At 55.3% G+C, this 17,603-nt stretch carries 14 protein-coding genes and 1 pseudogene; 10 read left to right on the top strand and 5 right to left on the bottom strand.

Going from position 1 to position 17,603, the window contains the following annotated elements:
- Positions 1–915 (bottom strand): annotated as a pseudogene (locus JAO32_RS19060) (hypothetical protein); the annotation flags it as partial.
- Between the two features lie 152 nt (positions 916–1,067).
- On the opposite strand from JAO32_RS19060, the gene JAO32_RS19055 reads away from it, so the two are divergent.
- Together JAO32_RS19055 and JAO32_RS19050 are read left to right on the top strand one after the other, a co-directional pair.
- The gene (locus JAO32_RS19055; RefSeq protein ID WP_334243361.1) at positions 1,068–1,367 is read left to right on the top strand and encodes a hypothetical protein; all 300 of its coding nucleotides are present in this window, start codon (positions 1,068–1,070) and stop codon (positions 1,365–1,367) included.
- Positions 1,368–1,905: 538 nt separating this feature from the next.
- A complete protein-coding gene (locus JAO32_RS19050; RefSeq protein WP_334243359.1) occupies positions 1,906–2,391 on the top strand; it encodes a hypothetical protein in 486 nt (161 codons plus the stop codon).
- Positions 2,392–2,687: 296 nt separating this feature from the next.
- Here JAO32_RS19050 and JAO32_RS19045 read toward each other — a convergent pair whose 3' ends face one another.
- The 3 genes from JAO32_RS19045 to JAO32_RS19035 form a co-directional block, all read right to left on the bottom strand.
- Positions 2,688–5,720: a sensor histidine kinase gene (locus JAO32_RS19045; RefSeq protein ID WP_334243357.1), complete on the bottom strand. Its 3,033-nt coding sequence runs from the start codon at positions 5,718–5,720 to the stop codon at positions 2,688–2,690.
- 8 nt (positions 5,721–5,728) lie between these two features.
- Positions 5,729–6,355 (bottom strand): response regulator transcription factor, encoded by a 627-nt coding sequence (locus JAO32_RS19040; RefSeq protein WP_334243355.1) that lies wholly within the window; start codon positions 6,353–6,355, stop codon positions 5,729–5,731.
- A gap of 365 nt (positions 6,356–6,720) precedes the next feature.
- On the bottom strand, positions 6,721–7,347 hold the full coding sequence (locus JAO32_RS19035) for a TetR/AcrR family transcriptional regulator (RefSeq protein ID WP_334243354.1): 627 nt from the start codon (positions 7,345–7,347) through the stop codon (positions 6,721–6,723).
- A gap of 108 nt (positions 7,348–7,455) precedes the next feature.
- Here JAO32_RS19035 and JAO32_RS19030 point away from each other — a divergent pair, with 108 nt between their 5' ends.
- The 8 genes from JAO32_RS19030 to JAO32_RS18995 all read left to right on the top strand — a co-directional run bounded on the left by JAO32_RS19030 (position 7,456) and on the right by JAO32_RS18995 (position 16,807).
- Positions 7,456–8,214, top strand: a complete 759-nt coding sequence (locus JAO32_RS19030; RefSeq protein WP_334243352.1) for a 3-oxoacyl-ACP reductase family protein — start codon at positions 7,456–7,458, stop codon at positions 8,212–8,214.
- 63 nt (positions 8,215–8,277) lie between these two features.
- Positions 8,278–9,045, top strand: coding sequence for an SDR family NAD(P)-dependent oxidoreductase (locus tag JAO32_RS19025; RefSeq protein WP_334243351.1), 768 nt, complete (start codon positions 8,278–8,280; stop codon positions 9,043–9,045).
- Positions 9,046–9,082: 37 nt separating this feature from the next.
- Positions 9,083–9,826 (top strand): SDR family oxidoreductase, encoded by a 744-nt coding sequence (locus JAO32_RS19020; RefSeq protein WP_334243349.1) that lies wholly within the window; start codon positions 9,083–9,085, stop codon positions 9,824–9,826.
- Between the two features lie 14 nt (positions 9,827–9,840).
- Positions 9,841–10,137 carry a DUF1330 domain-containing protein gene (locus JAO32_RS19015; protein WP_334243347.1) on the top strand — a complete coding sequence of 99 codons (297 nt, stop codon included), beginning with the start codon at positions 9,841–9,843 and terminating at the stop codon, positions 10,135–10,137.
- A 73-nt stretch (positions 10,138–10,210) separates the two neighbouring features.
- A complete protein-coding gene (locus JAO32_RS19010) occupies positions 10,211–11,332 on the top strand; it encodes an alkene reductase (RefSeq protein WP_334243345.1) in 1,122 nt (373 codons plus the stop codon).
- A 23-nt stretch (positions 11,333–11,355) separates the two neighbouring features.
- A complete protein-coding gene (locus tag JAO32_RS19005) occupies positions 11,356–11,757 on the top strand; it encodes a nuclear transport factor 2 family protein (protein WP_334243343.1) in 402 nt (133 codons plus the stop codon).
- Positions 11,758–12,794: 1,037 nt separating this feature from the next.
- Positions 12,795–15,758, top strand: a complete 2,964-nt coding sequence (locus JAO32_RS19000; protein WP_334243341.1) for an eCIS core domain-containing protein — start codon at positions 12,795–12,797, stop codon at positions 15,756–15,758.
- 152 nt (positions 15,759–15,910) lie between these two features.
- Positions 15,911–16,807, top strand: coding sequence for a hypothetical protein (locus JAO32_RS18995; RefSeq protein WP_334243339.1), 897 nt, complete (start codon positions 15,911–15,913; stop codon positions 16,805–16,807).
- A 264-nt stretch (positions 16,808–17,071) separates the two neighbouring features.
- On the opposite strand, the gene JAO32_RS18990 is transcribed toward JAO32_RS18995, so the two are convergent.
- On the bottom strand, positions 17,072–17,603 hold a 532-nt coding region (locus JAO32_RS18990), incomplete at its 5' end, for a GMC family oxidoreductase (RefSeq protein ID WP_334243337.1).

The following is a 17,603-nucleotide window of genomic DNA, read 5'->3' as shown; positions in this document are numbered from 1 at the left end:
GGCGCGCCAGCAACAAATGTTGTATTGGGTTGACCAAGCTCTGTGTGGTTGAGTGCGTTATATGCCTCAACTCGGAATTCGAGTCTCGCACCATGCGTTAATGACGTCGTCTTTAAGACGGACATGTCAAAGTTCGTTTGCGACGGATCGCGCGCAGGAGCATATGCACGGGGTGCATTGCCAAATGTGTAGTCGGCCGGATTCACAAACGCTGCGGTATTGAACCACTTGGCACGAGAAGGATTCGCCAGTTTCACGCTTACGCCGGGTAGGATGTTTGGTCGCGTGGCAATGCCTTGGTTGTTGGTTCCGGAGATCACAGGGGGCGTCCAGATTCTGTTTCATGATCACACTGAACTGGAAGCCACCCAGTAAGCGGTCGATAGCAGAACTGCCAGAGAGAAACTTCTTGCCGGGTCCAAATGGTAGATCGTACAGGCCGGAGATTGTGACGCGATGGGTTACATCCTGTACATCCACGCTATAGTCGCCTGAAGGATCGCGCCAGTTCTGCGGGCCGTTTACAGAGTTCGTAGCCGCTCCGGGTAAGTTCAGCAGTAGATCGAAGATGGGAACATCCATTAACTTGCCGTATGTGCAGGACCCAATAATCTGCAGACCATTTGTGGCACGGCGTGTTGCAGTTACATACAGATAGTTGCCGTTGTATGACTGCGTGCGTGCATAGCTTTGATACACGCCGGAGTAATAGGGGAAGGGCTTCAGCAGAGTCGCGCGCGTGATGGTGGCGGCGCCAGGCGACCCCGGTACCATGCCTGCATACGGATTCGCCACGCTGGTATTCAGATAACTTGTGCCAAGGCTGAAGTATTTGGGATCCAGAGTGTTTTGATTAATGGTGTAGCTGTACGGAAAGTGACGACCATGGTTGCCGAGGTACGTCGCTTCCAACACCGTCGAAAAGGCAATTCACGCGAGATAGATAAAGTGTACTGCTGCGATGAAGGATCCTTTGCAACGGGCTGCACCACGTCCACAGCATTTCCTAAGAACGCGGTCTGGCCACCTGCAGCGTCGCGCTTCGCTGGGAAAATCGGCGGTTGTATATGCAAACAGAAGCGGCAGGCAGCATCGAGGAAGAGGTAAATGCCCTCCTGGCTGACGACGCCCGCTGGCAACTGGTACAGCGCATCGTACGCAGCCGGACCCTGCAACGCGCCTCGCACCTGAAGAAAATCCTTCTTCTTGTCGCAGAAAGCTCTCTGCTTCAGCCCGATACGCTCGTACGTGAGCAGGACATCGCACAGCGAGCGCTTGGTCGCAAAGATAACTTTGACCCGGCCTATGACACCAATCGTCCGGGTGCAGATCGGGCATCTCCGGCAAAAACTTCAGAATTACTTTGACACCGAAGGCGTCTCCGAATCGCTCCGCCTCACCCTGCCGCGGGGTAGCTATCGAACACTTTTCGAAGAGGCGGGCATGGCCCCACAGCAGTTGAAGAGGCGACTCCCGTCACCACGGAATCCGTTCTTGCGGAACCGCCTCCGTCGCCTGTAGAAAGCGGCCCCGTTGTTTGGCATAAGCTTCAGCTAGCGTCAATTTTGTCTGCGCCATCGCAGGGTCATTATTCTGGTGGCGATCGCATCGCGTGGCTGCAATGGAAGGCTCTTCCATCGTCAACAGAATGTTTCCCTATGTGGCCAAAGGTGGCAAAGTGTCTGTCGTTTTGCCGGATACTTCACTTCTTCTAATTCAGAAGACTTTCTACACAGACATTCCGGTGGAAGTTACAGCCAGACTGGCAACCGAGCAGCCGTTGGTTCACAAGCGGAGGACCAGAAGTTCAACCGGCTACTCTCACGGCTGGGGCGCGTCCGCACCACCACTCTGGATGAGGCGTCGGTGGGTACAGACTTTCTGCAGGCACTAACCCGCGCAGGCATGCAGGCCGAACTTCGTTATGCCCGGGATTTGCATATTCGCGACTTCGGCCAGGGCAGCTATATATTGATTGGCAATCAGCGCAGCGATCCCTGGGTTTCGCTCTTTGCCGCCCGCAGCTATTTTCAGTACACAGGCAAACCTGCCGGGCATAGTTACGCCTTTCACAATGTTAATCCCCTGAAAGGTGAACAGGCTGAGTACGCGCCCTTGGAAGGAGAAGTGGAAAGCGTCAACTATGCAGACATAACTCTGACGCCCAACCTCACGGACAGCGGATACGTGCTTACCATCGTCCGTTCAGATGTTCCCGCCAACGAAGCCGCAGCTCGATTCCTGATGGGAGATGAGTTGCCGCAGGACCTTCAGGCGATTCTGAAAAAACAAAGCCTTCGTAGCTTTGAGATACTGCTTCGGGGCCACCATCTCCACGGCGAATCAAATGACAAACTGGCCATCATGGCCTACCGTGCTTCTAGTCGCTAGGGCGTTTTCCCGGTGTGCAGTTCGGATCTTCAATGCATGCTTCATTATGCTGCTTTGGTCGGTGGAGGGAATCCCGCTGCCTCAGTTACAGTTTGCAAAGCAAAGGGCGCGCACAGGGTTAGGGTTGTCCTTTTCCTCCACCCGCACCGTAGATGTTGCCGGTGGTGTAGCTCGCATCGTTTGCGGCAAGCTGTACGTATATGGAAGCTAGTTCGGCGGCCTGCCCAGCTAGAGTCTGAGGCCCGTTTGCAACCCTTGGACGCGTGAATTGGACTGCTTCCTCTACACGAGTCGGCTCAGGAACGGGCTTTGAAGAGAGAGCGAAGCATGTGTGGTGATCGGTTTGCGTATGCCAATTCCGCAGGAACGACCAGTTCAATCGTCGTCCCCATCTGCGGCGAGCTTTTCAGCATACTTCGAGCGCCCAGTCTCTTTGCGCGGTCACGCATCGTACGCAGACCCCAGTGACCTGCGCGAAATCCTTTCGCTAAAATCGTTTCTTCAATTCCGATTCCGTCGTCATGCACTGTGAGCCGCAGGTCCCTTGGACTTAGTCGAAGAACAAGGGAGATTTGTGTTGCTTCGGCGTGGCGAAATGCGTTGGTTAGCGCTTCACGGCCAAAGCTGAGGATCTCTTCGCAGACGGCAGCGTTGAGCTCACGCTGGACGCCTTGAAATTCCACCGAGAACTGGGTCGGGTGGAGCAACTGTAATTCCGTGCCAATCTCTCGGAGCGACTCAAGCAACGCGTTTGGCGGATGTTCCTGGCCATGGAGAGTAGAGATTAGCCTGCGGCCCTCGAGCAGGACCTGATCTGACTGAACAAGTGTCGATTCGAGCCTGGCTCGCGCAGGGTCGTCCGTTCGGATTTCGCTTGCGACCGTCTGGAATTTGAGCATCAAGCCCTGAACGCTCTGCAGGAAAGTATCGTGCAGGTCCTGCGCAATGCGTTCGCGTTCCGACATGCGTTCTAAGAGCAACGCGTTGGAGCGCTGAAGAATGATCTTCAAACGCAGCCTATACAGAAACCATAGCGATAATGCAGAAATGCATAGAAGCAATGCGCGGAACCACCCTGTTTGGTAAAACGCTGGAGTCACTAGAAAAGTCAGAGGCTGGCTCGCGGTACTGCATACACCTTGTGCGTTGCACGAGATAACTTGGAAGACATATGTGCCTGGCCCAAGGTTGGAATAGATCGCCTGCTTCCTAAGTCCAGCGTCCTGCCAGTCTGTGTCCCAATGATCCAGACGGTACCTGTAACGCATTTGCTGGTTGAGACGAAGGCTCGGGGCAGTGTAGTCGATCTGGAGAGAGTGAAGCTTTGAATGAAATGTAGGTAGGTCTTTCGTCGAGTAGCTTTTCCCATCCGCTTGAAATGACTTGATGATTGTGGAAGGTGGAATGGGATTCGGCGCAAGCGCGCGAGGATCGACTCTCACCGCGCCACCGTGCACAGCAAACCAAAGACCACCCTTTTCGTCGCGAACTGAAGTCGGTTGATAAGCCGGGGGCGATGGTCCTACAAGGGGTTGTGGCAGTTCGCTGTTTGGCGCGACAAGATCGAAGCGAATACTGTTGCATGACGTCGAGATGCAATGTGCAAGGTCGTTACCCGAGATGTGGATGATCCCGTTGACTGTGCTGATCCATGCTCCATCTTTGGGTGTGAACAGGATGTCGAAGACTGACGAAAACGCTTCATCGTGGCTGCCAACGAGCCGTTTGAAACGATGGCCGTCAAAGTATGCAAGCCCTTGGGTACCTCCCACGAGTAGCTTGGAACCTTGTCCGGTGATCACATTCGGATGTCCCAGGGCGAGTTCGTCAACTGATGAATAGGTAGTTGCCTTTCCATTCTCAATCCGACTTACGAGTCTTCGAGCATCGTAGACAAGCCATAGTCGATCCGTGTCGTCCACATATGCGTTTGTCGCCGCTATGTCTGGTTCGGCTCCAGGGACGGGCACGAAGCTCCATGTTCCGGATACATAGCGATATTCGCCATGACCACCAATGGAAAGCCACACGACTCCTTTACGATCTTCCGCGATGGAGTAAACATTTCCATCTTGAAGTTCGTGAGGGCGTGGAATTTCTGTGAGATTACCGGACGACCATCGGAACAGCTTCTTATGTGTGAAGAGCCATACGTTCCCTCGATTGCTTCGTGTTGCTGCCAGCACTGGTTGATCTATCAGTGATCGAAGTTCAACTGGAAACCTGTCGTCGACTTGTAAAGGCAAGGGAAGCGTTACGGGAGTGAACCACGGTTTGCCGTTGTCTCCCGGAAGGAGATGCACTTCGTCCGTACCTAGTTCGCGCCAGTCCATGTTCCACGAACGAAACCGGTCCAGCCCACCTTTCGTTCCAACCCAGATATCTCCGTCACTATCTTCCAAGAAAGTCGAACATAAACGACCGGAAAGTCCTTCCGCTGGACCAAACGATTCCGCCACACGAGCCGTATCAGATACGGCAGAGAGTGCGGTGTCCGCAAGATAACGCGCGCCAAGAGTTTCGGTCGCAAACCATAGTCCTCCGCTCCGTGGCGTAAGCACTGCCCACGAGCCGATAGGAATCTTGATACCGGATCGATGACAGGTGCCGCTTTCCAAAGGTGTGCAAAAAGACTGTACGGTGTCCGTGTTTCCGTCAGAGGCCCACAGAACGCCATCAGCCGATTGAGCGATTGCAACGATCCATGCGCCCTTGAACCCACCATCCTGAAAACGATGAGCGTGTGCAGGAAGATAGACAAGTCGTTCGCTGGTGCCCACCCACAATGTGCCCTGCCGATCGACGAATAGACCCGACGCGGAGCGCTCTGGATAGTTCCAGTCGTACCGTATTTTCTGCCATCTGGAGCCATCAAAACGCGCAAGACTACCGGTAGCCGCGGCCCAAATCGCTCCATCGGGTGTACGGGCCAAGGCTCTTGTGCTGCCGTAAGGGAAGTTCTGGTGCTCGTCGTATGCAGTTGATACGCCCGATGTGATGTGAGCAACGGCTCCATGTTCAAAACCAACCCACAGGCTGCCATCGTCGACAACGAGCAGGGAAGTTACCGCAACGTCCGGCAGTACGCCACGCTCTGGCTTATAGTTCTCGAAGCTGGTTCCATCGAAGCGGTACAGGCCCTGTGAGGTGCCGACCCAGAGGAAACCATCTTTGGTTTGCGCAAGCGCTCTCACCTCGCCATACAGGCCGTCCTTGAACGTGAAGCTGGTGTGATGCAGTTGATGCATTGTTGCAGCAGGCAGAACGGATTGAGCGTGGAGCGCGATCAGGCTCGACACCAGAAGTACTAAGAGCCGGCATCGAAACATCGACATCATCAAGCATCCAAAAATCCGCGCTGCATTCCAATCATGACAGCGTGTGTGCGATCATTCGCGTTCAGCTTGGACAGAATGTTCTTCAAGTGGTTCTTTACCGTGTGCTCGGAGATATGGAGACTTGCCCCAATGCTTTTGTTGGAATTGCCCTCTGCAACGCCCCGCAGAATCTCAAGTTCACGAGAGGTGAGTCTGTCTTCGCCCGCGTGTTCGGCGAGCATCTGCGCAATTTCAGGGGGGATCCTGCGTTTTCCGGCATGAACTGTTCGAATGGTGTCGAGCAATTCCGTCCGCAGCATCGTTTTCAGAAGGTAAGCTGAGGCGCCGGCTTCGAATGCGCGAGCTGCGTGTATGTCACCACAGGAATTTGTGAGCACAATGATGCGTGCCTTCGGGATTTCGGCGCGGATGAGTTTGATGGCATCCAGGCCATTCATCTGGGGCATCCGGATATCCATCAGTATGACGTCAGGTTGATAACGCAGGAGTGCCTGGAGCGCGTGTTGCCCATTCGTCACTTCTGCAACCATTTCCATGTCCGCGCAAGCGTTGATCACGGAGGAAATACCTTCCATCATCAACGGATGATCGTCCACGGTCATTACACGAATCGGTTTGATATCCATCCTGCATACTCCCACGCAACGACCGCACCCGCAGCGATTCTCGTATGTATGGTGAAGAGTACAGCAGATGAGCGTCGGAGGAAACCAGCCCGAAAGGGCTATCCGGCGGTTGCGCAAACTATTTGTCCCGTCGTCCGCACATAGCTCTAAAGAGTCGCGGAAAAATAGTGCATTGGAGACTTCTGATGCTGGAAGACAATCCATACCCTGATTGAAAGACTGCTTCTCATGGATACAAAGTTGGAACTACGGAGGAGAGAGACGTGCCCGAGACCCAGACTTGCGGAACAGACGCACGGTTCGTGTCGAGCACTACCTTCTGGACTCAATCTGTGGGCGGCTCTTCACGGAATTGTCTGCTGTCGCTAAGACCGCGGCTTACCTGCGGACCGTCGCAATCCTCTCATGGCATGTTCGAATACCTGGTCCACATAAGTGTCCGTCAAAGGGCCGGTTCCCATTTGCAGGCGATAGTAAAGGGGCGCGTAGAGCACATCGATCATGGTGTTTGGGTCGACGTCGGCGCGCAACCATCCTTCTTGAATGCCTTGCTCGAAATACACGATGGCCATCTTTCGCCGCGGCATCGTCCAGCGTTCTCGAAGTTCTTCCGCTACTTCCGGGCAGTGCTGCGCCTCGGCAAGAAGAATTCGAAGCAGAGCACCGTCTTTGCCGCGAAAGGCCTTAGCCATCGTGCGCATCTGCAGGCGGATACTTTCGAGATAGCTCGTGGCGGGCGCGAACAAAGTTGTCGGGTCCACGCGAGCGACGAACGCACTCATCACAATGGCTGCTTTGTTAGGCCATCGGCGATAGATTGCCATCCGGCCAACGCCCGCCTCGGCTGCTATCGCGTCCATGCTGACCGCACGCAATCCATTCGCCAGGACCAGTTTGGCCGCAGCCTCCAGCACAGCCTGGTCGATGTTTGGATTCCGCGGACGGCCACCGGAAACTTTCGCTGTTGATTCGCCGCTTATTTGGCTTGGCACGAACTTTCCCCATTTCTTTGAATCTTTGATGCTATGGCATCATCTCACTCTATGTACAAAACGATACGTGATGTATCGTATCGATTGTTCAGATGTTCAGGAGGCATTATGAAACCGGAAGAACGTAAACTCCCACTTGCGAAGAAGGTCGCCCTGGTCACGGGCGGCTCCCGCGGTATTGGCGCTGCCATTGCAAAACGTCTCGCCTCCGATGGCGCTGATGTTGTTATTACCTACGCAAGAGATGCAAAGGCCGCGGCCAGCGTAACCGAGGCCATTGAGAAGTATGGAGTGAAAGCTCTCGCTGTTCTGGCGGATGGCGGCAACGCGGAAGCGATCCGGGCGGCCATCGCCAAGGCGGTTGAAACATTCGGGCACATCGACATTCTCGTTAATAATGCAGGCACAGCCATCCCTAAACCGTTTGAACAGGCCACGCTTGAGGAACTGGATCATATTCTGAATCTCAATGTGCGTGGCGTGTTTGTGGCTACGCAAGAGACGCTTAAGCACATGCCTGAGGGTGGTCGAATCATCTCGATTGGCTCGTCCGTAGGCGAGCGCACCATGACGCCTGGGCTGGCCGCGTACTCCGCTACGAAGGGCGCGGTGAAGATGTTCACCCAAGGACTTGCACGCGAAGTTGGCGATCGCAAGATCACCGTCAACAATGTTCAGCCCGGCCCGATTGACACGGACCTCAATCCAGCCAGCGGTGACTGGGCTGCACCGCAACTGGCCACGACCTCACTGAAACGCTACGGCCATGTCGACGAGGTAGCGGCGCTGGTCGCTTTTGTCGCCGGCCCTGACGCGTCGTACATCACTGGCGCAAACCTCACTGTGGATGGCGGAACGAACGCCTGACAACCAGGGCTGCCGCATCGCGTATCTCTTCGCGGTGCGGCACTTTCCGTGGAGGAAAAGCAAATGAAATCTCTTACTAATAAAACTGCTCTGGTGACTGGCGCTTCTCGAGGCATTGGACGCGCAATCTCTCTGGCTCTTGCTGAAGCCGGTGCACGTGTGTTGGTCCATTACGGACGCTCGCACGAGGAAGCCCAGGCCGTCGTCTCGCTTATTCGCGAGAAAGGCGGACAGGCCGAGGCGCTGGGCGCAGATCTCTCCGCTCCTGATGGCCCTACTCTGCTAGGACAACAAGTTGGAGCATTGATTAAAGAACGGCTGGACATCGTTGTTCTCAACGCCGGCGTAAGTAAGGCTGCGCCATTGGCTGCGTACAAGGTGGAAGAACTGGATTCGCTCTTCGCTACGAATGTGCGCGGTCCTTTCTTTCTAGTCCAGCAGCTGGTTCCTTTCCTCAGCGAAGGGGCGAACATTGTCGCAGTTACGTCTGCCGTTGCTCGGATGGTCGTAGGTAAACCGGCACTGGACAGCCCGTCCATCCTGGCTTACGCGTCCACTAAGGGTGCACTGGAAACACTAGTGAAGAACTGGGCTGCAATCCTCGGTCCTCAAGGCATCCGCGTCAATGCGGTCGCGCCAGGCGTGATTGACACGGACATGTCTAACTTCACGAAGACGGAAGCTGGCCGCGAAGTGGCGCTTAATATGCAAGCGCTCAAACGTATCGGCAAGCCAGAAGACGTTGCGGACGTAGTTGCCTTTCTGGCTTCCGACCAGGCCCGCTGGATTACCGGCGCGAGTATTCCTGTAGACGGCGGCTCCCGTTTATGACTCCGACTGGAAGCCATGCGGAAGAAAGGAAGCAATCATGAAGCTCACAGGAAACACCATCTTTATCACTGGCGGCGGATCGGGGATTGGTCGTGCGCTCGCTGAGGAGTTTCATCGGCGTGGCAATCAGGTCATCATCTCCGGACGCAGAAAGAGCGCGCTGGAAGAAACGATTACAGCGAACCCAGGCATCGCTTCCATCGAGCTCGACGTCCAGGATCTGAAAAGCATCCAAAATGCGGCGCAGCGACTATTGCGTGATTTCCCGAGCCTGAATGTGCTCATCAATAACGCGGGCATTATGCTGCCGGATACAGTCGACGCGGTGCAAGACGACGCGCAGTTAGTCGCAACTGTGACTACGAATCTCATCGGGCCCATCCGACTTACGTCGGCACTCATTGATCACCTGAAGGCACAACCGTCCGCAACGATCATCTACAACACTTCGGTGCTCGGCTTCACGCCGATGGCTTTGACCTCGGTTTATTCCGCTACCAAGGCAGCGCTTCACTCTTATGTGCTCTCACAACGTTTCAAACTCAGGGACTCATCAGTTAGCGTCATTGAGCTGGCGCCGCCCTGGGTACGCACGGACCTGATGAACAGCCGCGAGGCCGAAGCTGCCATGCCGCTTGAAGACTTTCTGAACGAAGTGATGCAACAGCTTGGGACCGATGCGCTCGAAATCCTCGCAGGTAATGCTCCGCACTTCCGCAATAATCCCGGGCCTCAAGAACACGCATTCGTGAATCACTTCAACGCCACACTGCCGTTCTGATCAAAGGAAAAGATATGTCCGCCATCATGATTTCCGATATCACCGTCCTCAGTCTGGAAGCCTTTGAAACCTATCGCACTCGCGCCGCTCCAGTGATTGCGAAGTATGGAGGCTGTTATCTGGCGCGCAACGGTGAGGTACGTGTCCTTGAAGGGCAGTGGAGGCCACGCACCGTTGTGGTTGTGGAGTTTCCCAGCTTGGAGCAGGCCGAGGCCTGGTACCACTCACCTGAATATGCCCACGCACTTGAGGTCCGCGACCTGGCGCTAACAAGGAATCTCATTCTCGTCGACGGCTACCACGAGAAGTAGCGCCTTACTTAACGAAATACCGCACAGAAAACATCGCTCGCACGCCTGAAGGCGTGTGAGTGAGAGGAATGTCATGTCAGAAATCACATCGCAAGCATTGTTTAAGCCTGTGCGCATGGGGTCGCTCGAGTTGCGAAATCGAATTGTCATGGCCCCTTTGACACGCATGCGCGCCGATAATCCTGAGCACGCTCCCACCAGCCTGCACGCAGAGTATTATGCGCAACGCGCCGCTGCTGGACTCATCATTGCTGAATGCACTGAGGTCAGCGCGCAGGGCTATGGCTGGGCGGATACGCCCGGCTTATGGAGTCCCGAACAAGTTAAGGGATGGCGCGGCGTGACGGAGGCTGTGCACAACAACGGTGGGCTCATCTATGCGCAGCTTTGGCACACCGGCGCGATGTCCCACCCAGACTTTTTCGCAGGTGAACTTCCACTCTCCGCTTCCAATGTCAACCCGGAACAGGAAAGCGTCACTCCAACCGACAGAAAGCCCACTGTGTCACCACGCCCCATGACCAAAGCCGAAATCCAGAGAACGATAGCGGACTTTGGGAATGCTGCCCGCAATGCGACGGAAGCTGGATTCGATGGGGTGCAGATCCAAGCGAATTACCTTTACCTGATCGCGCAATTTCTTAACAGCGCAACGAACAAACGCACAGACGAATACGGTGGTTCAACTGAGAATCGCGCACGTCTTCTTTTCGAAATTGTTGAGGAAGTATTGCGACACGTTGAATCAGGTCGCGTTGGTGTCAAGATCGGGCCCATGCACCTCACCGGTCCGTACGCCGCGAATGCAGACACGCTTCCCGACATGAACTATGTGTTCCAGAAGCTCAATAGATACCACCTCGCGCACCTACTGCTGATGGGTACCAACACAGATGTGACGGGCAGCCCACTCGAGTCGCTCGCCGGTGATGCGATGTACCGTCACTTCCGTGAGTTTTACCGCGGTCACATCATCGCCAATGTCGACATGACGCCCGAGCGCGGCAATCGACTCATCTACGCGGGCCTTGCCGATTCAATCGCCTTTGGGCGATCGTTCATCGCCAATCCTGACCTTGTGACGCGTTTCGAACAGAACGGTCCTCTTGAAGAGGTTGACTGGCCCACCGTCTATGCCGCAGGCCCGCGCGGGTACATCGACTATCCAACCGTAGACGCAGTTAGCTTGTGCTGATCACACCCCAACAGGAGGAACCGATGCCAGATACATTGCAGCAACGCAATAAAGCCCTTGTACTTGAAGCATTCAATACGTTGTTTAATCGACGGGATTACGAGACTGCAGAACGCTTCTGGTCGCCGAACTACATCCAGCACAGCGCGCATATCGAGCCCGGACGCGAAGGGCTCTTCAACCTCATCAAAGGGCTTCCTTCGACGCTGCGCTATGAGCCCGGATTGATCGTCGCCGAAGGAGATTATGTCATCGTGCATGGCCGATTCTCCGGCTTTGGCCTTCCGGTCAACTGGATCGCCGCAGATATCCTGAAGATTTACGACGGAATACTAATCGAGCATTGGGACGTCATTCAGGATGAAGCCACACTGGAAGGCTCAAAGAGCAAGGCCCCGATGTTTGGCGATCATTTTCTGCTATGAGTAGTACCCCTCCGGATCCATTCAGCCAGAGACATCTATCTATGGAAGTTGCCACCGAGGTGCATCGAGTCGTGTGCCGTTTCTGGCCGGAAGGGAGTGATACTCCAGTTAGGCAAAGTCAAGCCGCCCGCGGTCTTCTTCCACTGAAGGGAAGACCGCTGATGACCATTCGTCTATCGTAGTGATTTGAAGGCCGTCCTTATTTCAGCACTGAATACTTAGCACTCCTCAGCCATCCAGTCTTGACGAAGCACAGCTCGCGACTGATTCCAGCACCCTCAAGACCTAGATAAAAATGTATAACGCTGCCTCACGGGCGCCCTCGGCAGCCATTGTTGAAACCGATCGCAAAGCGTGGAAAGCCCCTTCACACGCAAAGTGAGAACCGCGCGGCTTAAGACATTCTCCCTTCTGCACATTCCCTTTGCCCCTCCACACTTCTTCCATCCCAACGGCGGAATCAACATGTGCAACCACGCTCTCTTCCCAAGTGGGGGTGACGAGGAGCATGCTGCTCTTCATGTTTTCGACTGTTCACTATGCTGCAGACTGCGAGCAAGGCAAGGCACTCTATCGTGCAAGCCGAACCTCAACCGCTCTTCATAAAGCGAGCCTCTCACCAATTGGTGTGAGTCCCGAACGCCTTGCCTATACCCATCATCTACATACGTGTCCCTCCTGTGCGCGTCTCCACGTCGAGGAAAACGAGGCACACGGTGCTGCGATGCAGCAACAGACGGCATAAGCGGCGGGAGCTGTGACTCTGTCGTCGCCTGAGTTGCAGTCGTGTTGCGGGAAAGCAAATCGTTGCACAACTGTAGTTATGGTCAGCGCATAAGGTCCGAGATCAAATGAAGTACACAGGTTGTGTATGACATGGAATTTTGCTTTTTCACGCAAGCGATTTGGCCGGGTTCATGCACTGGCATTTACATCAGTAACGCGGACTCCCACGATGATCGAATCACAATCCTCCTTGAATATCCGCTGGCTCACTCGTAGTCTGTTCTGGACGAATTCGCGTGCTGAGAGCCGCCATGTCAACAAAAGCGCAACCTGTCGCTGCTCCACCGGGCCGCAAGGAACAGAGCATTCTGTCCGCTCAAGTCCTTCGGCGCGAAACCACAGAACCGGACAGTATCCGCGCCGCCAAGAATCACGGCGGGCCACGAGCGTCCTTTGGTTCCGCTGGCCTCGCGGTTCCCCGGCGGCATTCGGAATTCTGTAACGTTCCGCTTCTTTCTCCCCAGTCCAGTGCCCGTTTGCTTCGTCAGTCCAGCATTACGCCGGACTCGGCCACTGGCGAACTCGGGCGAGTCTATCGGGCCGGCGGAGGACGCGCGGCAGCCTCATACGTCAATCTTCAACATTCAGGTGGTACACCGCTTTCACCCAGCCTGGCTCGTGTCGCATCGCAGCGCTTTGGCTTTGATCTCGGCCGTGTTCGCATCCACGCCGACGACCATGCCGATGACCTCTGCCGCCAGGTCAACGCCGACGCCTTTACCGTTGCTGACAATGTGTTTTTTCGCGCTGGTAAGTACGCCCCGTCGCACCCCGATGGCGACCGTTTGCTGCACCATGAACTTGCCCACGTGGCTCAGTTTCGCCAGGGGCTTCTGAACCGTCCCGAAAGGGAACTTGAAAGTCAGGCCGACCGCGCCGCGAGCGGAATCAAAGCCGTTGCTACCACGGCGGCCGTCCGTCCAGCCGCTATAGCACCTCTTCTTCTTCGGCAGGTTTCTGAAGCCCGTTGCACCGGCATCGAAATCATTCTTCCTAACACCATCGTCTTCCACGGGACGCAGGGAGACTTCCGCGCGCGGGTGGACGAAGGCCTGCAGTTAAACGTTGGAACCTATGAGGTCACCTACGATCAAAAAGCCCAAGAACTTTCTATCCCCTCGGCCGCTGGCGGCATCGTGCTTAGAGTGAGCGGCGATCTTCGCGGCACCAAGTCTCAGATCAAGACACAGCAGGATAGATTTCAGGCTTATCTCGAAAGCCTGTCAGCCAACTCGGTGCCCCTTACAGTCAACGGCGTCCAAGCTGCTCCTACGGGTCAGCAGGGAGCAGGGAAGGGTGGTGGCACTGGCGGCGATCACGGTGCCAAAGCCGCCAATCAGGACTCTGGAGCCGCAGGAGGCAAGCCGGGTGGCACTGGAACCATTTCTGGTGTTGCACCACCTACAGGCAAAACAGGCGGCGCTGGGGGCGGCACTGGCACCAGCCCGGTCATACAACAAGGAAGCGGTGGAACCACGGTCAAGATCACCGACGCCAAGCAGATTGACGAACTTCGCCGCCGCGGCCTGCTCGATGACAAGATCGCCGCCGACGTTAAGGACAAATCCGATAAGAAGGAGGCCATTCCGTTCGATGAGCTCATGGCGCTCTACAAGGCGCTCAGCGAAACCATGGTCCTGAAGGCTCCAGGCAAAGACGAGCCGAAGTCCGACACGAAACAGGAAGACTGGATCGAGGTCGCCCGCTTTATTCAGGCTAATCGGGCTCTTTTCAGCGGCCAACAGAAAACCGGCGAAGGGGGGCTCACTCTCGACGACATGAAGGCCATCCTTGCCAAGTATCACGAGTTTGTTGGCGTTAAGGATCCCAACCAGGCTGGTACTCAGCCCGACGAACAGCGCACCCCTCAGGACAAGCTCGAGCATTTCGACCCTCAAAAGAGAAAGAGCTGGAATTCCCTTGAGCCCTGGGAGAAGGACATCTGGCAGAAGTACACGGCCAAGTATGGCCAGCCCACCAATGATGATCCAATGGCCGATCTTCATATGACTCCGCAGATGAAGATGAGCCTCGCTCTGCACATGTCGCCGGATTTCGTAAGCGAGGGTGGTCGCGACGCATTCGAGCAGCTCATCAACGACCCCATCTTCATCGCTGGCACCATGATTGGTATTACCCTCTATGTCGCCGCCTGGCTTGCCCCTGAACCTCTCTTTAGCAAGGCGACAGCCGCAACTATTACCCTTGCCTTGCTCACGCTCTTCACTCTTAGCGAGATCAAGAACTTCGCTGTAGCCTGGATGGCGCTCAGCGATGAGTCCGAGGCCGCCAATTCTTTCGACGAACTTCAGGCAGCAGCAGAACACTTCGGTAAGGCCATGGGCGGAATTCTGCTGCGCGTCCTCGTCACCATCACAACCATTCTTGTCGGTAAGGCGCTCCCTGGGCCCAAACCGATTGAAGGCGGCGGTGGTGGAACCGGTGCGGCACCTGAATCTGTCAATTCTGGTGCAGGCGGAGGCCTGCGGCCAGCCACTGCTGGAGGCCCTCAGATTACTGCCATCAGTCAGCCTCCGGCTGCTGTCACCATCCAGGTTATGGCCGACGGAACTGTCGTTATCTCTCCTGTTACAGCTGCCACGGGCCTTAACGCGGTAGCTGTCCAAAACGGCGGAGGTGGTTCAGGGATTAGTGGCGGAAGCGGCAGCGGAAAAGGCAGCGGTCCGGGGCGCGACGCACCGCCGAGAGAAAAGCTAAAGGTCAAGGAGGAAGCTCCTCCTGAAGATACCCAGGGAGTCAAGGAGATCAGCAAATACTCCCCGGATATTGAACAGCAGCAGGGCGTAGGCAAACAGGTTGGCAACTTCGCCCACAAGTGGTTTGAGAAGCTCAGCACTTTCATCAAGTCACCGAATGTCGTCTCCGAAGAGCCCCCCGCCGGCTCCCAGGCCGAGTACCCTGTCAAAAATCCCAATTACTCTCCAGGTAGAGCACCGCGCATTGACCGGTTATATCGAGTCGGCCACATGGTCATCGAGTTCAAGCCCAATGGCCTGTATGAGCAGGGTCTGGCTGAGGCCAAAGCCTACGCCATGGAAATGGATAAATACGAAACGCTGCCTAATGGGGAACGCTGGCAGGCCAAGTGCATCACCTATGACTTCGATCTCGTACTTGATTTCATGGAATCGAATGGCTATCTCTCTCCCGAGGAAGTCACCGCATTCCGCGCCAAGTACACACCGAAGAAATAACGAAAGAAGCGTGAAACAACGACACAGGCTAAGCGATCCTAGGACGTTTTCTTTCGAGCTCTTGGTATAGCTGCTCACCTGGTGAGCTCCTGAAAGTCAAAAAGAATCAGAATGGGGAGGTCGACGTACTGATCTACAGAAGTCTTGTTCCAATGATCACATTCAGCCTTTTGGCGTGGGCTTCTCCCGCGGCACTCTTGGCTCAGGGCAATCAGGAAAACACTGCGTTGTCAGACGAAAGCGAAGCAGGCCCAAAGAGGGCAAGCAAAGCCGCGCGTTTCTGGCAGGGATGGGCGAGCGTGGCCACAGCGACTCAGGCCAAACAACCGTCCTGGTCTGTGCCGCTGGTCAGCCCGTTTCCAATGCTTGCACAGGTGTATCGCTCCGACTTCACGCGCCAGCTGACTTCTGCAGGCACGACAACTTGGAGTTATGGTGCAGGCAAGGGATTCAATCTGATCCCGGCGCCGAATATGCAAGTCGACATCTATCCTCCACCCTACTTCCAGCGCAACAGTGCGACTGCATCTGACGGGTGGGGCGATGTCGGCTTGCTCTACAAATACCGCTTGGTGTCACGACCAGAAGCTACGGGCAACTACATCGTCAGCGCACAAGTTGGTGCTTCGTTTCCATCAGGTCAGCACAGGAACGGCGCCAAATACGCAACGATGACACCAACGATATTGGCCGGTAAAGGATTCGGTCGGCGGTGGAATGTCTTGAGTTCTTTGGGCGGCACGCTACCTACCTCGCAGGCAGCCTCAGAGGGGCGGACTGTGCACTTCAACTCTGTGCTCGAATTTCGCACCACAAAATTGCTCACTATGGAGTTGGAAGATAACGCAAGTTTTTTCCATGGTGGACCGAATGATGGCCGCCTTCAGAACTTCATCACTCCGGGAATTCTGCTTGGTCGAATCAAGTTCTTCCCTGATCAACCAGGAAGCCGAACGGGGATTGTGCTGGGAGCTGGCATGCAATTCGCGACCTCATCCTGGCATAGCTATGACCATAACGTCGTCTTGAGCGCCCGCTTTGCATTTTGAACTCAAAGTATCGGCTGATTACAAGTCGCCTTCGCACCACTCTGTTTGACCGGTCAGGCCTTCGCGTCCTGCTCGGTCAAATAGAGACTGGCTGTGAGAGGACTGGTGATGACCGATACAGGTATATCGGCAAGCATTCAATCCTTCAGCATGATGGTCCGACAAACGTTGATCCGAGATTCTGTGCCCGCGTCGTGATCGTACGACGGGGCACCTGAAAGTTCAGTTTCGAATCTACGGCGATTCTGCCAGAAGCACTGGAATTCAGAGTTCGCCTTTCTTCATCTGGGTCACAGCGTAATCGCAGGCTCGCGCCGTCATTGCCATGTAAGTGAGCGAGGGATTCTGACAGGCTGAAGAGGCCATGAATGAGCCGTCGGTCACAAACAGGTTGGGAACGTCATGTGCTTGGTTGTGCGAATTCAGCACAGAGGTTTTCGGATCGTGCCCCATGCGGGCGCTGCCCATCTCGTGAATACATTCGCCCGGTATGGAGGGCACTGTACTCATTATGATGTCCTTTACTCCAGTGGCTTCCAGCATCTCGGCCGCTGTGATCTGTGCATCTTTGAAGATTGCAAGCTCATTGGGTCCCCAACGGTGGTTGACCTTGATGGTTGGAATGCCCCACGCGTCTACCTTGTCGTGGTTTAATTCCATGTAATTGCTGTGGTTGGGAAGGCATTCTCCCCATGCGCCGATGGTGATATGCCACGGTCCCGGATCCCGCAGCGCGTTCTTAAAGTCGACACCGAATCCCGGCATATCTGTGCCTCGCGACCAGGTTTCGCGGGCG

Source organism: Terriglobus sp. ADX1, assembly GCF_036877645.1.
In the GTDB taxonomy this organism is placed as follows: Bacteria; Acidobacteriota; Terriglobia; order Terriglobales; family Acidobacteriaceae; genus Terriglobus.
The sequence above is the reverse complement of the archived record's forward strand: the minus strand, read 5'-3'. Positions and strand labels throughout refer to the sequence as shown.

Bases quoted from the DNA above. Each gene is read 5' to 3' on its own strand.
- JAO32_RS19055 (WP_334243361.1), top strand. From the start codon at position 1,068: ATGCAAACAGAAGCGGCAGGCAGCATCGAGGAAGAGGTAAATGCCCTC.
- JAO32_RS19050 (WP_334243359.1), top strand. From the start codon at position 1,906: ATGCAGGCCGAACTTCGTTATGCCCGGGATTTGCATATTCGCGACTTC.
- JAO32_RS19045 (WP_334243357.1), bottom strand. From the start codon at position 5,720: ATGTTTCGATGCCGGCTCTTAGTACTTCTGGTGTCGAGCCTGATCGCG.
- JAO32_RS19040 (WP_334243355.1), bottom strand. From the start codon at position 6,355: ATGGATATCAAACCGATTCGTGTAATGACCGTGGACGATCATCCGTTG.
- JAO32_RS19030 (WP_334243352.1), top strand. From the start codon at position 7,456: ATGAAACCGGAAGAACGTAAACTCCCACTTGCGAAGAAGGTCGCCCTG.
- JAO32_RS19025 (WP_334243351.1), top strand. From the start codon at position 8,278: ATGAAATCTCTTACTAATAAAACTGCTCTGGTGACTGGCGCTTCTCGA.
- JAO32_RS19020 (WP_334243349.1), top strand. From the start codon at position 9,083: ATGAAGCTCACAGGAAACACCATCTTTATCACTGGCGGCGGATCGGGG.
- JAO32_RS19015 (WP_334243347.1), top strand. From the start codon at position 9,841: ATGTCCGCCATCATGATTTCCGATATCACCGTCCTCAGTCTGGAAGCC.
- JAO32_RS19010 (WP_334243345.1), top strand. From the start codon at position 10,211: ATGTCAGAAATCACATCGCAAGCATTGTTTAAGCCTGTGCGCATGGGG.
- JAO32_RS19005 (WP_334243343.1), top strand. From the start codon at position 11,356: ATGCCAGATACATTGCAGCAACGCAATAAAGCCCTTGTACTTGAAGCA.
- JAO32_RS19000 (WP_334243341.1), top strand. From the start codon at position 12,795: ATGTCAACAAAAGCGCAACCTGTCGCTGCTCCACCGGGCCGCAAGGAA.
- JAO32_RS18995 (WP_334243339.1), top strand. From the start codon at position 15,911: ATGATCACATTCAGCCTTTTGGCGTGGGCTTCTCCCGCGGCACTCTTG.